This window comes from Streptomyces sp. NBC_00669, assembly GCF_036226785.1.
Taxonomy (GTDB): domain Bacteria; phylum Actinomycetota; class Actinomycetes; order Streptomycetales; family Streptomycetaceae; genus Actinacidiphila.
The window spans coordinates 5933102-5947901 of record NZ_CP109018.1; the positions used below are offsets into that span (position 1 = coordinate 5933102).

The 14800-nt window shown below is 72.2% G+C and carries 14 protein-coding genes; 7 read left to right on the forward strand and 7 right to left on the reverse strand.

All coding sequences use genetic code 11. The annotated features are described in order from the left end of the window. The first annotated feature begins 181 nt into the window (after positions 1–181). Positions 182–721: a GtrA family protein gene (locus OG896_RS25140; protein WP_329368950.1), complete on the forward strand. Its 540-nt coding sequence runs from the start codon at positions 182–184 to the stop codon at positions 719–721. A gap of 61 nt (positions 722–782) precedes the next feature. On the opposite strand, the gene OG896_RS25145 is transcribed toward OG896_RS25140, so the two are convergent. The 4 genes from OG896_RS25145 to OG896_RS25160 all read right to left on the reverse strand — a co-directional run bounded on the left by OG896_RS25145 (position 783) and on the right by OG896_RS25160 (position 4484). Continuing rightward, positions 783–2051 carry an ATP-binding protein gene (locus OG896_RS25145; protein ID WP_329368952.1) on the reverse strand — a complete coding sequence of 423 codons (1269 nt, stop codon included), beginning with the start codon at positions 2049–2051 and terminating at the stop codon, positions 783–785. Positions 2052–2063: 12 nt separating this feature from the next. Then, on the reverse strand, positions 2064–2738 hold the full coding sequence (locus OG896_RS25150) for a response regulator transcription factor (protein ID WP_093784848.1): 675 nt from the start codon (positions 2736–2738) through the stop codon (positions 2064–2066). A 67-nt stretch (positions 2739–2805) separates the two neighbouring features. Then, a complete protein-coding gene (locus OG896_RS25155) occupies positions 2806–3909 on the reverse strand; it encodes a lysylphosphatidylglycerol synthase transmembrane domain-containing protein (protein WP_329368956.1) in 1104 nt (367 codons plus the stop codon). A gap of 206 nt (positions 3910–4115) precedes the next feature. Continuing rightward, positions 4116–4484, reverse strand: a complete 369-nt coding sequence (locus tag OG896_RS25160; protein WP_329368958.1) for a VOC family protein — start codon at positions 4482–4484, stop codon at positions 4116–4118. 156 nt (positions 4485–4640) lie between these two features. On the opposite strand from OG896_RS25160, the gene OG896_RS25165 reads away from it, so the two are divergent. Further along, the gene (locus OG896_RS25165) at positions 4641–5198 is read left to right on the forward strand and encodes a CGNR zinc finger domain-containing protein (RefSeq protein ID WP_329368960.1); all 558 of its coding nucleotides are present in this window, start codon (positions 4641–4643) and stop codon (positions 5196–5198) included. A 111-nt stretch (positions 5199–5309) separates the two neighbouring features. On the opposite strand, the gene OG896_RS25170 is transcribed toward OG896_RS25165, so the two are convergent. Further along, a complete protein-coding gene (locus OG896_RS25170) occupies positions 5310–6650 on the reverse strand; it encodes a UDP-glucose dehydrogenase family protein (RefSeq protein ID WP_329368962.1) in 1341 nt (446 codons plus the stop codon). 109 nt (positions 6651–6759) lie between these two features. On the opposite strand from OG896_RS25170, the gene OG896_RS25175 reads away from it, so the two are divergent. The 4 genes from OG896_RS25175 to OG896_RS25190 all read left to right on the forward strand — a co-directional run bounded on the left by OG896_RS25175 (position 6760) and on the right by OG896_RS25190 (position 10873). Then, complete coding sequence (locus OG896_RS25175; protein WP_329368963.1) at positions 6760–8007, forward strand: LCP family protein; 1248 nt, start codon at positions 6760–6762, stop codon at positions 8005–8007. 136 nt (positions 8008–8143) lie between these two features. Continuing rightward, positions 8144–9307 (forward strand): acyl-CoA dehydrogenase family protein, encoded by a 1164-nt coding sequence (locus tag OG896_RS25180; protein ID WP_329368965.1) that lies wholly within the window; start codon positions 8144–8146, stop codon positions 9305–9307. A 348-nt stretch (positions 9308–9655) separates the two neighbouring features. Then, complete coding sequence (locus tag OG896_RS25185; RefSeq protein WP_329368966.1) at positions 9656–10306, forward strand: LAETG motif-containing sortase-dependent surface protein; 651 nt, start codon at positions 9656–9658, stop codon at positions 10304–10306. A gap of 144 nt (positions 10307–10450) precedes the next feature. Continuing rightward, positions 10451–10873, forward strand: coding sequence for a hypothetical protein (locus tag OG896_RS25190; RefSeq protein ID WP_329368969.1), 423 nt, complete (start codon positions 10451–10453; stop codon positions 10871–10873). Between the two features lie 72 nt (positions 10874–10945). Here OG896_RS25190 and OG896_RS25195 read toward each other — a convergent pair whose 3' ends face one another. After that, complete coding sequence (locus OG896_RS25195; protein ID WP_329368971.1) at positions 10946–12154, reverse strand: LCP family protein; 1209 nt, start codon at positions 12152–12154, stop codon at positions 10946–10948. Positions 12155–12391: 237 nt separating this feature from the next. Between OG896_RS25195 and OG896_RS25200 the strand changes: the two genes are divergently transcribed. Next, positions 12392–12874 (forward strand): acyl-CoA thioesterase, encoded by a 483-nt coding sequence (locus tag OG896_RS25200; RefSeq protein ID WP_328474139.1) that lies wholly within the window; start codon positions 12392–12394, stop codon positions 12872–12874. A gap of 176 nt (positions 12875–13050) precedes the next feature. Here the strand turns inward: OG896_RS25200 and OG896_RS25205 are convergent, their stop codons facing one another. Further along, entirely contained in the window at positions 13051–14547 is a 1497-nt protein-coding gene (locus OG896_RS25205; protein ID WP_443057268.1) for an LCP family protein, read from the reverse strand. Positions 14548–14800: the final 253 nt, after the last annotated feature.

Consider the following 14800-nt stretch of genomic DNA (forward strand, 5'->3'; position numbering starts at 1 on the left):
CGGTGGTACGGGGCTGGGCACTGTCCAGGATATCCGCCGGGCGCCGGACGGAACTCACCGCCTTCGACGGCCGTCTTCCCCTGCGAGGCGACTAGGCTGTGGTCGGTACGCCGCCCCCGGCACTCCGACCCCAGCAGGAAGCCGAGCAACCAGACCCCGACAGACAGGCCCCACGGACACCATGAGCGGACTGCGCGCACTGCGTTCGAAGCTGGCCCTGCTGTACCGCGAGATCGCCAAGTTCGGTGTGGTCGGCGCGGCGGGTGTGCTGGTCAACATCGGCGTGTTCAACCTGGTCAGGCACAACAGCGGGTTGCAGACGGTACGGGCCAGCATCGTCGCCACCATGGTGTCGATCGTCTTCAACTACGTCGGCTTCCGGTACTTCACCTACCGCGACCGGGACCGGGCGGGCCGCACCAAGGAGCTCAGCCTCTTCCTGTTCTTCAGCGCCATCGGCCTGGTGATCGAGAACGGCGTGCTCTACACCGCGACCTACGGCTTCGGCTGGGACACCCAGTTGCAGAGCAACGTGTTCAAGTTCGCCGGTATCGGGGTGGCCACGCTCTTCCGGTTCTGGTCGTACCGCACCTGGGTGTTCCGCACGCTGCCGGCCCGCGAGGCGGTGGAGCAGGCGGAGTCCTTTCTCACCGCGGCCGAGCGCGCGGAGGCGGAGAAGGCCGGCAAGCGGAAGCGGCAGGCCGCCGACCGGATCGGCTAGCCGATGACCCGCTGGGCGATGACCTGCTGGGCGATGACCGGATCGGCGGGGGTCTGCTCGGCTAGCCGATGACCTGCTCGCGCGGGGGCGGCGGGGTGATCTCCTGGGCCAGGAACAGCGCGAAGACCGGCGGCCGCTGCTGGAGCAGTTCCAGCCGTCCGCCGTCCGCCTCGGCGAGGTCGCGGGCCACCGCGAGGCCGAGGCCGGTGGAGTTGCGGCCGCTGACCGTACGTTCGAAGACCCGGGCGCCCAGGTCCGGCGGCACCCCCGAGCCGTCGTCCGAGACCTCGACCACCGCCTGGTTGCCGGTCACCCGGGTGTGCAGGGCGAGGGTGCCCGCGCCGTGCATCAGCGAGTTCTCGATCAGGGTGGCGAGCACCTGCGCCACCGCGCCCGGCGTACCGACCGCGCGCAGCCCGCGGGCGCCGGACAGCTGCACGGCGCGCCCCTCGCTCTGGTAGGCGGGCCGCCACTCCTCGATCTGCTGCCGGATCACCTCGTCGAGGTCGAAGTCGACCGCGGAACCGCTGCGCGGGTCGCGCGAGTTGGTCAGCAGCCGCTGGACGACGTCGGTGAGGCGCTCGACCTGGCCGAGCGCGATGGCCGCCTCCTCCTTCACCGCCTCGTGGTCGTCGGCGGTGGCCACGATCTCCTCCAGCCGCATCGACAGCGCGGTCAGCGGGGTGCGCAACTGGTGCGAGGCGTCGGCGGCGAGCCGCCGCTCGGCGGTGAGCATCCGGCCGATCCGCTCGGCGCTGGCGTCCAGGACGTCCGCGATCCGGTCGAGTTCCGGCACTCCGTAGCGGCGGTGCCGGGGCCGCGGGTCGCCGGAGCCGAGGCGTTCCGCGGTCTCGGCGAGGTCGGTGAGCGGGCTGGCCAGCCGCCGGGCCTGGCGCACCGCGAGGGCGACCGCGGCCAGCACCGCGAGCAGCGCCACCGCGAGGATCACCAGCAGGGTGCGGCCGATCTGCCGGCTGACCGTGGAGCGCGCCTCCTCGACGGTGACGGACTCGCCGTGGTCGCCGCGCTGGGTCGACTTCAGGACGGCGCCCGAGGGGCGGTCGCCGAGCCGGACCTCGGGGTGGCCGGGCACCCGGACGGTCGCGTACCGGTTGTCGGCGATCTGCCGGTCCAGGCCCTTGGCGTCGACCGACTCACCGGCCAGGATGCGGTTCTCCACGATCCCGGTGAGCCGGACCGCCTCGGACTGCACGCCGTCCTGGGCGCTGCTCTGGATGGTCCTGGCCTCCACGATGACCAGGGAGATGCCGAAGACGGCGATCACCACGAGCACCACGGCCAGCGTGGAGGAGATCAGGCGGCGGCGCATCGAGCGGGCGGGTCAGTTCTTCTCGAAGCGGAAGCCGACCCCGCGGACGGTGGCGATGTAGCGCGGGTTGGCCGCGTCGTCGCCGAGCTTCTTGCGCAGCCACGAGATGTGCATGTCCAGGGTCTTGGTCGACGACCACCAGGTGGTGTCCCACACCTCGCGCATCAGCTGCTCGCGGGTGACCACCCGGCCGGCGTCCCTGACCAGCACCCGCAGCAGGTCGAACTCCTTGGCGGTGAGCTGGAGTTCGTCGTCGCCCATCCAGGCGCGGTGCGACTCGACGTCGATCCGCACCCCGTGGGTGGAGGGCTGGGCGGGCTCGGTGGTGCCGCGCCGCAGCAGGGCGCGGACCCGGGCGAGCAGTTCGGCGAGGCGGAACGGCTTGGTGACGTAGTCGTCGGCGCCGGCGTCCAGGCCGACCACGGTGTCCACCTCGTCGGCCCGGGCGGTGAGCACCAGCACCGGGAAGGTGTGGCCCTCCGTGCGGATACGGCGGCATACGTCGAGACCGTCCATGCCGGGCAGGCCCAGGTCGAGCACCACCAGGTCGACAGCGCCGAGCAGCGCGGTCTCCAATGCGGTGGGTCCGTCCTCGCGCACCTCGACCTCGTACCCCTCGCGGCGCAGGGCGCGTGCGAGCGGTTCCGAGATGGATGCGTCGTCCTCGGCGAGAAGTACGCGGGTCATGGGCTTGATGGTAGTCCGCGCCGGACCGTACCGGCCCGGTGGTACGCAGACCCCGTTCGACCGCCGGTCACAGCACCTTGCGGCGGATCAGTGCGCTGAGCGTCAAGGTCGCGGGCAGCAGCGGCAGCCAGACGCTGGTGATCCGGAACGCGAGCACCGCCGACGCGGCGGTCTCGGTGGGGGAGCCGGCGGCGACCAGGGCGAGCGCGAGGGCGGCGTCGACCGAGCCGATTCCGCCGGGGGTGGGCACCAGGGCGGCCGCGCAGGTGGCGGCGAGGTAGGCGAGCGCCACGTGCACCGGCGCGACCGGCAGGCCGAGCGCCCGCGCGACCGCGGCCATCGAGCACGCCTGGAGCAGCGGGAAGACCAGCGAGCCGCCCCACAGGGCCAGCACGCGGCCGGGCCGGGCGTGCAGGGCGCGGGCGTCGGCGAGCGCGGCGCTGACGAAGCCGGCCACCGCGCGCCGCAGCGGCCGGACCAGCACCAGGGTGAGGACGGCGGCGGTCACGGTGGCGGCCGCCGCCGCGGCCAGCAGCAGGACGCCGGTTCCGTCCGGCAGCAGGCCCCCGGCGTGCAGGGCGTGCGGGTAGGCGGCGAGCAGCACCAGCAACAGGCCCACGCGGCAGGCGGACTCGGCCAGCGAGTACAGCGCCAGGGCGGCCGTGGAGCGGGCCAGCGGCACGCCGTTGACGCGCAGGAAACGGAGGTTGACCGCGCTGGCGCCGAGCCCGGCGGGGGCGAGCTGGCCGGCGGCGGTCGCGGCGAACTGGGTGGCCAGCAGCCGGCCGCGCGGCAGGGGCTCCAGGACGGTGCCCTGGCGGGCGACGGCGTTGGCGACGTAGCCGAGCCCGGTGCCCGCGAGCGCGGCCAGCAGCCAGCCGGGGTCGGCGTCGACCATGTCGTGCAGGCCCGACGCCATCAAGGAGCGGTGCAGGGCCACCCACACGGCCACCAGGACCGCGGGCACGAGTCCGGCGAGGGTGCGCAGCGGCAGGCGCCGCCACAGGGGCGCCTGGGCGGGCCTGCGGGGGCCGCTGGCGGCGTCCGGGGCCGGGGAGGTGTCCGGGGCCGCGCCGGGCTCTGTGCCGGGGCCGGGCTCGGCGTCGGTCGCGGTCCGGGTGCGCGCGCGGGTGCGCGGCCGCAGCCGGGTCCTGGCCGGCGTCCGCAGCATCGCCCTCGCCCCCGCCCCGCTTGTCGCCGCCTGTCGGGCGCGACCGGGCGGCCCCCCCTGGGGCAGCATCGCGGGGCCGGGATACGGCGGGGATACGCGCAGGCCACGGATGGGACACGTCCTGGCGTCGGCCGGACCCGCGCGCCGCCCGCCCGGAGGTGGCGGACTCCCCTCCTCCGGGCGGGCCCGCCCGGAGGGCTACCGGGTCAGCAGGCGCACAGGCAGAAGGGGTGCCCCGCCGGGTCCGCGTACACCCGCCAGTTGCGCGCCCCGTCCTGGTCGCCCTCCAGCAAGGCCGCGCCCAGGCCGAGCACATGCCGCTCGGCCGCGTCGAACTCCGCGCGCGGCACGGCGATGTCGAGGTGGAACTGCTGGGGCCGCTCGGGGTCGGGCCAGGCCGGCGGCCGGTGGTCGGGGGCGAATTGGAAGGACAGCCGCTGGCCGCCCTCGCGGTTGAGGTCGACCCAGGTCTTGTCCTCGGCGTCGACGGTGCCGCCGACCAGTTCCGCGTAGAAGGCGGCGAGCGAGACGGGGTCGGGGCAGTCGAGGACGACAGCGCCGAGGGTGCCGATCATGCGGGCTCCTTGGAGGTGGGCGGGTACCCGGAAGGCGTCGCGTGCGCACCTGCGCGGGCTGCGTTACCTGTGAACGGCCTATGCCGGTAACAGTTACTCCATGATGGGGGAGCAGTGGTAACGACGCAAGGGTGATTCGGCAGTAACGTTGCGAGGGTGGAACAGCCCGGAGACCGTCATGCCGCACCCGAGCCGCTGCGGCTGGTGCAGGACCTGGTCAACACCGTTGACCTGGAGGACGAGGCGGACGAGCTGGACAGCCCCGAGGCGCTGACCGCCTGGGTGCGCGGGCGCGGTGTCGACCCGGGCCCCGAGGGTTTCGACCGGGCCGGACTCGACGCGGTGCTGGTGCTCCGGGAGGCGCTGCGGGACGTCTGCTCCGCGCACGCGGGCACCGACATGCCCCCGGACTCGCTGGCCGCGCTCGACGGGTTGCTGGCCGCCGCCCCGCTGCGGCTCGCGATCGACCCGCTGGGCGCCGCCACGGTGCTCCCGGCGCCCGCGCCCGGCGGTGTCGCCGCCCTCACCGCGCGGGTGGCAGCGGTGATCGCCGCGGCCGCCGCGGACGGCACCTGGCAGCGGATGAAGGCGTGCGCCGCGGACACCTGCCGCTGGGTCTACTACGACCGCAGCCCGGCGGGCCGCAGTCGCTGGTGCTCGATGGCGATCTGCGGCAGCCGGGCGAAGATGCGGGCGTACCGCAGCAGGAAGTGACCGGCGGGCGCCGCGGGTCGGCGACGCGTGTTCGTGCGTACGGACCCGCGCGCCCTGGAGTCCGGTAAGGCCCGCGCTCCTGGAGGCCGGGCCTTACCGGACCTGGTCGCGCTACGCGTTCGGGCGGCCCATCGCGCGGTAGGTCCAGCCGGCCTTCCGCCACAGCTCGGCGTCGAGCGCGTTGCGCCCGTCGAGGATGTGCCGCTGCCCGGCCACCTCGGCCAGCCGCGCCGGGTCCAGCTCGCGGAACTCCCGCCACTCGGTGAGGTGCAGGACGATGTCGGCGCCCCGGACCGCGTCCACGGCGCTGGGGGCGTAGCCGAGGGTCGGGAAGAGCCGCCGGGCGTTCTCCATGCCCTTGGGGTCGTAGACGGTGACCTGGCCGCCCTGGAGGTGGATCTGGCCCGCCACGTTGAGGGCGGGAGAGTCGCGCACGTCGTCGGAGTCGGGCTTGAACGCGGCGCCGAGCACCGCGATCCGGCGGCCGAGGAAGCTCCCGCCCAGCGCCTCGCGGGCCCAGTCCACCATGTGGGTGCGGCGCCGCATGTTCACCGAGTCGACCTCGCGCAGGAAGGTCAGCGCCTGGTCGGCGCCCAACTCGCCGGCCCGGGCCATGAACGCGCGGATGTCCTTGGGCAGGCAGCCGCCGCCGAAGCCGATCCCGGCCCGCAGGAACTTGTGGCCGATCCGGTCGTCGTGCCCTATGGCCCGGGCGAGCACCGCGACGTCGCCGCCGGCGGCCTCGCACACCTCGGCCATGGCGTTGATGAAGGAGATCTTGGTGGCGAGGAAGGCGTTCGCCGCGGTCTTCACCAACTCGGCCGTCGGGTAGTCCGCGACGATGAACGGCGTCTCTTCTGCGAGCGGCCCGGCGTAAACCTCCCGCAGGAGTGACTCCGCGTGCTCGCTCGCCACGCCGACCACGATCCGGTCCGGGTGCAGGGTGTCCTGCACCGCGAAGCCCTCCCGCAGGAACTCGGGGTTCCAGGCCAGCTCGACGTCCTCACCGGCCGGCGCCAGGTCGCTCAGCATCCCGGCCAGCCGGGCCGCGCTGCCCACCGGCACCGTGGACTTGCCCACCACCAGCGCGGGCCGCCGCAGATGCGGGGCGAGCAGGGAGAGAGCGCTGTCCACGTGGCTCATGTCGCAGCCGTACTCGCCGTGCTTCTGCGGGGTGTTGACGCAGACGAAGTGCACGTCGCCGAAGTCGGCCACCTCCTGCCACGAGGTGGTGAAGCGCAGCCGTCCGCTGGAGCCGTCGATCCCGGCCACGTGCTTGGCCAGCAGGTCCTCCAGGCCCGGCTCGTACATCGGCACCCGGCCCTGCGCCAGCATGGCGACCTTGCCCTCGTCGATGTCGAGGCCGAGCACCTCGAATCCCAGCTCGGCCATGGCGGCGGCATGGGTGGCGCCGAGGTAACCGGTGCCGATGACGGTGAGCTTCAGAGGCATGCGCCGAAGCATAGTCGGCACCGGCTGGGCCGAATCCAGCGTGGGGACAGGGCCAGAGGGACACAATGCGTGCATAGGGCCACAGGTCTACCGGGGTGGGGGTGCGTCCATGGCGGACGAGGGTGGAGCGGACGGCACGAACGAGGGTGACGAGGGTCCGGCCGGCCCTCCGGACGAGCCCGCGGGCCCCGCATGCGATGAAGCCGTACCCGCAGAGGCCGTACCCGCTCAAGCCGCGCGCGCCGAAGAGGCACCTGCCGAACCCGAACCCGGACCCGGACCCGCCGCCCTCGCCCCCGGCCCCTTACCCGACCGTCGCTCCCGGCGCCGGCGCCGTACCCGCCGGGTGCTCTACGCCGCCCTGAGCCTGCTGTGCGCCGGCGTCCTGCTGATCGTCGGCACCGGCTACTGGGCGTACCACCACTACACCGGCCGGGTGCAGCGCATCCCCAACGCCTTCCCCACCGATGTGCCGGAGTCCGCGCTGCCGCAGCCGTCCAAGGGCGGCAGCCAGACCTTCCTGCTGGTCGGCCTGGACGCGCGGTCCGACCTGCCCACCACCGGCAAGGGCGCCAAGGCCCCGGAGTGGAAGCCCGGCGCCCAGCGCAGCGACACGATGATGCTGGTGCACATACCCGCGAACCACAAGAACGCGTACGTCGTCTCGCTGCCCCGCGACTCCTGGGTGAGCATCCCCGGTCACGGCAAGGCCAAGCTGAACGCCGCCTTCTCCTGGGGCGGTCCGCCGCTGCTGATCGACACCGTGCAGCGCATGACCAAGGTGAGGATCGACCACCTGATGGTGATCGACTGGAGCGGGTTCAAGAAGCTCACCGACGCGATCGGCGGGGTGGACATCACCGTCGACAAGACCGTCTCGCGCCGCAACGGCCCCGGCGGGGTGTGGACCGCCGGCACCCACCACATGGACGGCGCCGAGGCGCTGGACTACGTCCGCGAGCGCTACGGCCTGCCGCGCGGCGACCTCGACCGCACCCACCGCCAGCAGAACTTCCTGCGCGCGGTGCTCGCCAAGATGCTCTCCACCGGCACCTTCACCAACCCGCTCAAGCTCAAGCGCGCCCTCGACCAGGTCACCTCGGTGGTCAGCTTCGACGACAAGCTCTCCGACGGCGACCTGCGCGACCTGGTGTGGAACATGCACGGGGTGCGCTCGAAGGACATGTCGTTCATGAACGCGCCGGTCGCGGGCTTCGACACCATCGACAAGCAGTCGGTGGTGCTGCTCGACGCCAACGCCTCGGCCGAGCTGTGGGAGGCGATGCGCAACGACACCATGGCGCACTACATGGCGACCGCCGACGGCGTCGACACGCTCGGCAAGAACGTGTCCTGATCCGCCCGGCCCGGGTGTCGCCGACGTCACGCGAGGGCAAGGATCACCCGCGCGGGCCCGTTGGCACCCGCCCTCCCGCGACCGTAGGGTGACGGGGTTACTGAACGGTAGCGAACACACTCGGGAGTGAGACTTCATGGCCGCAGCAGCCGACTTCGACCTGTTCCGGACCTCCGAGGAGCATGAGATGCTCCGCGACGCCGTCCGGTCGCTGGCCGAGGCGAAGATCGCGCCGTTCGCCGCGGAGGTCGATGAGCAGGGCCGTTTCCCGCAGGAGGCGCGGGACGCGCTGGAGGCGAACGACCTGCACGCGATCCATGTCCCTGAGGCGTACGACGGTTCGGGGGCGGACGCGTTGTCGACGGTGATCGTGATCGAGGAGGTGGCGCGGGTGTGCGCGTCGTCCTCGCTGATCCCGGCGGTCAACAAGCTGGGGTCGATGCCGGTGCAGCTGTCGGGGTCGGAGGAGCTGAAGGCGAAGTACCTGGGAGCGCTGGCGCGTAAGGAGGGCATGTTCTCCTACGCGCTGTCGGAGCCGGAGGCGGGTTCGGACGCGGCGGGGATGAAGACCCGCGCGGTACGCGACGGCGACGGATTCGTCCTCAACGGCGTCAAGCGCTGGATCACCAACGCGGGTGTCTCGCAGTTCTACACGGTGATGGCCGTGACCGACCCCGACAAGCGCTCCAAGGGCATCTCCGCGTTCGTGGTCGAGAAGGACGACGAGGGCGTGTCCTTCGGCGCCCCGGAGAAGAAGCTCGGCATCAAGGGCTCCCCGACCCGCGAGGTCTACTTCGACAACGTCCGCATCCCCGCCGACCGGATGATCGGCGCGGAGGGCACCGGCTTCGCCACCGCGATGAAGACCCTGGACCACACCCGCGTCACCATCGCCGCCCAGGCCCTGGGCATCGCCCAGGGCGCCCTGGACTACGCCAAGGGATACGTCCAGGAACGCAAGCAGTTCGGCAAGGCCATCGCCGAGTTCCAGGGCATCCAGTTCATGCTCGCCGACATGGCCATGAAACTGGAAGCCGCCCGCCAGCTCACCTACGCCGCCGCCGCCAAGTCCGAACGCTCCGACCCCGACCTGACCTTCTTCGGCGCCGCCGCCAAGTGCTACGCCTCCGACGCCGCCATGGAGATCACCACCGACGCCGTCCAACTGCTCGGCGGCTACGGCTACACCCGCGACTACCCCGTCGAACGCATGATGCGCGACGCCAAGATCACCCAGATCTACGAGGGCACCAACCAGGTCCAACGCATCGTGATGGCCCGTCAGCTCCTCAAGGGCTGAACCCGGCGGCCCCCGGCCGCGGCCGTCGACACCGACCGTGGCCCCCGGGGCTCCGGGTGCAATTGCGGCGCGATGTCGAAGCCGGGGTCCGGCGCGCGCGGTTCCGCTACGTCTCAACTCTGTAATAAACGCGGACGGAGCCGTGACCGGCTGGGCGAACTTTGGGTGGTTGGAAAGGTTTAGCGGGCGGTTTGCGATCAATTGACAAGCAACCGCAGACACTTGTAGAGCTGTGTGGGCCATCAGCAGCGACGGGGGGCGTACGCCACTCGCTGGATGGCCATCCGCGCTTCTGCTCCGAATCTGTGAAGGGCAAACGTGTCCATATCCCGCCGCACCTCTCTCACGGTGCGTTCCGTAGGCGTTGCCTCCGCCGCAGCCGCTCTCGCGCTGGGCGTCGCAGGCACCGCGTCAGCTTGCAACATCCGTGACTTCTCGTTCACCGGTTCCGTCACCTGCGACCAGCCGAACCGCGCCGGTGTCATCACGGTCCACGACACCGACGGCACCCGTCCGGTCACGATCACGGTCAAGGACGACAGCGGCAAGCAGGTCGCCCAGCAGCAGTACAACGACCGCAGTGGTGACTTCACCATCTCGGTCCCGTGGGCCGCCGGCACGCACTACCAGGTGCTCGCGTCCGTCGCGAAGTACTTCGACAACCAGGCCGTCGGCAACGGCGTCACGCTGCCGAACACCGAGTGCGGCGCCAGCAGCACCCCGACCGCCTCCCCGTCGGACTCCCCGACGACCCCGGCGAGCTCCGTGCCGTCGAACTCGCCGACCAGCGAGGCGCCGTCCGCCAGCCCGACCGCCGCGGCCAGCACGTCGGCCGCCGCCGTGGCCGACACCAGCTCCCCGTCGCCCAGCGGCAACCTCGCCGAGACCGGTGGCGGCAGCAACACCGGGATGATCGCGGGCATCGCGGGTGCCCTGGTGGTCGTCGGCGGTGGCGCCGTCTTCGGTCTGCGCCGTCGCGCGGCTTCCGCGCGCCACTGACCCTCGGGCTCGTCACGGGTTCGTCTCGACGACGTTCCCAGCATGTCCCCGACAGCTTCGAGGACGGTACGCTGCGACGCCGCCGCCGGTTCGCCGGTGGCGGCGTCGTCGCATGTCAGCACGTCCAAAAAATGGGGGCACGTCATGGCCATTCGCAAGTCCACCATGCAGGAGCAGGTGGCGCAGGCCATCGCGGAGATCAATCCGGGCGACCGGCCGATCGCCACGATCCACGTCCAGACCGGTCCGAGCCCGTGGCTGATCGCTGCCATCGGTGCCATGGGCACACTGTTCGTGAAGTACTACTTCGTCACGGTCACCGAGCAGGCCGTGGTCTTCCACAAGGCGAGCCGGATGAGCGCTCGCCCCAAGGAACTCGTGGCGGCGATACCGCGGCAGGAGGCGGCCCGCCTGATCAGCGAGGTCCACCGCAACACGATGTGGAGCTCGCTGAAGTTCCTGCTCCCCGGCCAGGAGAAGCCGACCCGGCTGAACGTCGCGCGCTACTGGCGCAACGAGCTCGACCAGTGGGTGCCGGCGGCGACCGGGATGCCCGTCGCCCAGTGAACGACCGCGGCCCCGGCCCCCGCCTGGCGGGAGCCGGGGCCGCGGTGCGCGGTGCGCGGGAGTGCGGTCCGGTCAGCCTGCGCTGACCTTCTGGTCCTGCTGCAGCTCGCTGAAGAGCCGGCCCGCCTTCGTCTTGTCCCACAGCACCGAGTCGCCGTCCCCGGTCTGGTAGTTGGCGTTGGCTATCGGCACCGTCAGCTGGTTGCCCTTGCCGCCGCTGACGCTCTTCATCGCGAAGAACATGTGCGCCAGGTCGAGCAGGCTCATGTTCTTGTCCACCACCAGGGTGTCCAGGCCGGAGCCGATCACCGGGTAGAGCTTGAACGGGTTGAGGATGGTGGACGGCGACGCCGCCTGGTGCGCCAGCGTGGCGAGGAACTGCTGCTGGTGCTTCATCCGGCCCAGGTCCTGGTCCGCCTCCTGGTGCCGCTCGCGGACGTAGGCGAGGGACTCCTTGCCGTTGACCTTCTGGCAGCCCTTCTTGAGGTCCGCGCCCGACGCCTTGTCCTTCAACGGCGAGTCCAGGCACAGCTGCACCCCGCCGAGGGCGTTGACCAGGTTCACGAAGCCGGAGAAGCCGATCTCCGCGTAGTGGTCGATGTGGATGCCCGTGTCGTGCTCGACGGTACGGGTCAGCAGCTCCGGGCCGCCGTCCGCGTACGCCTTGTTGAGCTTGTGCGTGGAGGCCGGGTACTGCTTCTTGGTCTCCTTGCCGTAGAACGACGGGATCGTCACGTAGGAGTCGCGCGGCAGGCTCAGCATGGTGGTGCCGTTGCTGCCGGTGTGCAGGATCATCATCGAGTCGGTGCGCTGGCCGGAGTCGGAGCCGGTGTGCAGCTCCTTCTCCTGGGCCTTGGACAGACCCTCGCGGCTGTCGGAGCCGACGATCAGGTAGTTGGTGCCCTTGCCCTTGGCGGGCGCGCCCTGCTCGTTGTTGATGGCGCTCAGGTCCACCTGGCGGCGCACCTTGGAGTCGGCCCAGAAGTACGTGGAGACCGACACCACGAGCAGCACCACGACCAGGCCGAGCGCGGTGTAGCCGAGCTTCTTGCGGGTGCTCCAGCGCGGTCCGCGCGGTCCGCGCCCGCCCGGCCCGCCTGTGCTCGGCGGCCCGTAGCCGTCACCGGAGCCGCCGCCCGGCTGCGGGCTCGGCTGCGGCCGCCGCGCCTGCTGCGGCGGGACCCCGCCGTGGGCAGCGGCGGCACGGCGCGGCGACAGTTCTGGGGGCAGCGGAGGCTCGGCGAGCCTGCGCCGCTCGGTGTCATCGCTCCTACCGTTCATGTCCGCCAGTGTGCCCGGACCCGGCGGGGGACCCGCAATCACCGGCGGTTCTGTAGCAGATCCGATGCATTCGGCCACCGGCCGCAGCACATCCGCGACAGACGCATACAGGACCGCGACACATTTCACGGCGGACTTACAGTGGGGGACGTGATCGACTCATCCGCCGCCCCGGAACCGCTGCCCACCCCGCAGGTCCCGGTCCTCCCGGGCAAGCCCACCTCCGCTTCCCGCATCATGCTCTCGCACATCATGAGCGCCCATGACACGAACCTGCTGGGCACCGTGCACGGCGGCGTCGTGATGAAACTGGTGGACGACGCGGCGGGCGCCGTCGCGGGCCGGCACTCCGAGGGCCCGGCGGTGACCGGCGCCATGGACGAGATGGCCTTCCTCGCACCGGTCAGGGTCGGCGACCTGCTCAAGGTCAAGGCCCAGGTGAACTGGACCGGGAAGACCTCCATGGAGGTCGGGGTACGGGTGGTTGCCGAGCGGTGGAACCAGGCCGGCCCCGGCGAGCAGGTCGCCAGCGCCTACCTGGTCTTCGTGGCCGTCGACGCCGACGGCAAGCCGCGGCCGGTGCCGCCGCTGCTCCCCGAGACCGACCGGGACCGGGGCCGCTGGCAGGAGGCCCAGATCCGCCGCACCCACCGGCTGGCCCGTCGCCGGGCGATCCTGGAGCTGCGCCGCGAGCGGGCCGCGGAGGGCCTGGACGGGTAGCGCCGGCCGGACGGACAAGCGGCAGCGAGACGGACAGCGGCAGCAGGACGGACAGCTCCGGCCGGACGGACAAGCGGCAGCGAGACGGACAGCGGCAGCGGGACGGACAGCTCCGGCCGGACGGACAGCGGCAGCCGGACGGACAGCGGCAGCCGGGCAGGCCGCTCGGCGACGGGTCAGCAGCCCACCACGTCGCTGGTCTGCCCGCTGCCCGCGGGCTGCGACGCTGGCTGCGACGCGGGCTTCGGCGCCTGCGTGGTCACCGGCCGCACCGTGCGGCCCTTGAAGTCCATGCCGAGGGTGACCCGCATCACCGGACCCTGCCCCTTCGCCTGGACCAGTCGCGCGCCGGGCAGCGCGGCGGCCAGCGACTTCGCCGAGCGGTCCCACCGGGGGTCGTACCGGATGGTGGTGTGCTGGGCGTGCCGGTCGGCGGTGACGGGCAGCCCCGGGGTGGCGAAGCCGGTCGCGTGCAGCGCCTTCTGCGCGGTGCCGGCCAGGCCGTTCACCCCGGTGGCGTTCGCGACCTGCACGCTGATGGAGCCGGGGGCGACATCGACCTTGACCGCATTGGCGGAGGAGGCGCCCGACGTCGCGCCCTCCGCACCGGAGGGCCCGGAAGACCCGGAGGAGCCGGACGATCCGGAGTGCCTCGACGACCCCGACGCGGCGTGGTGCGCCGTCAGCGGCTGGTCGGCGCGGATCGCCGCCCACAGCTTGCCGGCCTTGTCGGTGTCCCACTTCACCGTGGAACCGACGCCGGGCACGTTGTAGTTCAGGTTGCTCAGCGGCACCGACTCGAACTCCGAGGCGTCGGAGGTGAAGCCCTTCATGCTGCGGGCCAGCGAGATCAGGTCGGTCGGCTCCAGCCCCTCGTCGGCGCGGACCGAGCCCAGCACGGTGCCCGCCACCTTCTCCAGCTTCATCGGGTTCGCCAGGGTGCCGCCCGAGGTGATCTTGTGGATGACCTGGGCCACGAACTGCTGCTGGCGCCGCATCCGCCCGAGGTCGGAGTCGGCGTCGATGTGCCGGGAGCGTACGTACTGCAGCGCCTCCCCGCCGTTGAGCGTCGTGGTGCCCACCGGCAGGTCCAGGCCGCTGTAGGAGTCCTTCAGTGGGCGGGTGGTGCAGACCGGGACGCCGCCGAGCACGTCCACGGTCTTCATGAAGCTGACGAAGTCGACCTCCAGGTAGTGGTCGATGTGCACGCCGGTCAGCTTCTCGACGGTGCTGACGGTGAGTTGGGGCCCGCCGTCGGCGTACGCCTCGTTGATCTTCGCGGGGTGGGTCGGGACCAGCGGCTTCCCGCCGGCCGAGGTGGCGGTCGCGGTGGCCCTCGCGGTGGCGGCCGCGGGCGTCGGGCCGCCGGATCTCGCCGTACCGCTGCCGTGCGGCTCCGTCGCCTTGGCGTTCGGCGCGGCGCCCCGCCGCTTCGCCAGTACGGCCGCGGGCCCCACGTCCGGCAGTTGCACGTACGTGTCGCGGGGGATGCTCACCACGCTCGCGCGCTGCCGGTCCTGCGAGAGGTGCACCAGCATGATCGTGTCCGTGCAGTGGCAGGGCGCGCCGCCGAGGTGGTACTGCTTCTTCTCCGCCGGGTTCAGGCCGTCCCGGCCGTCGGTGCCGACGAGCAGGAAGTTGGTGCCCTTGCTGTCTCCCGGGCGGTCCTGCATGCCGCCGAAGGCGTCCACCCGGTTGATCGCGCCGTTCAGCCCGGCCACCACCGCGTGGCCGACGCCGCTGGCGGTGATCACCAGCAGCGCCACCCCGCCCGCGATCCGGGTGCTGAGCCGGACCGGCGGGCGCGGGCGCGGCCGCCGTCCGCCCGCGGGCCGCCGCCGCGCCGCGCCGCGGGCCGGTGCCGGGACCCGCGCCGGAGCCGACGCCGGTACCGGTCCCGGGACCGGGGGGCGGACCGCGGAGGAC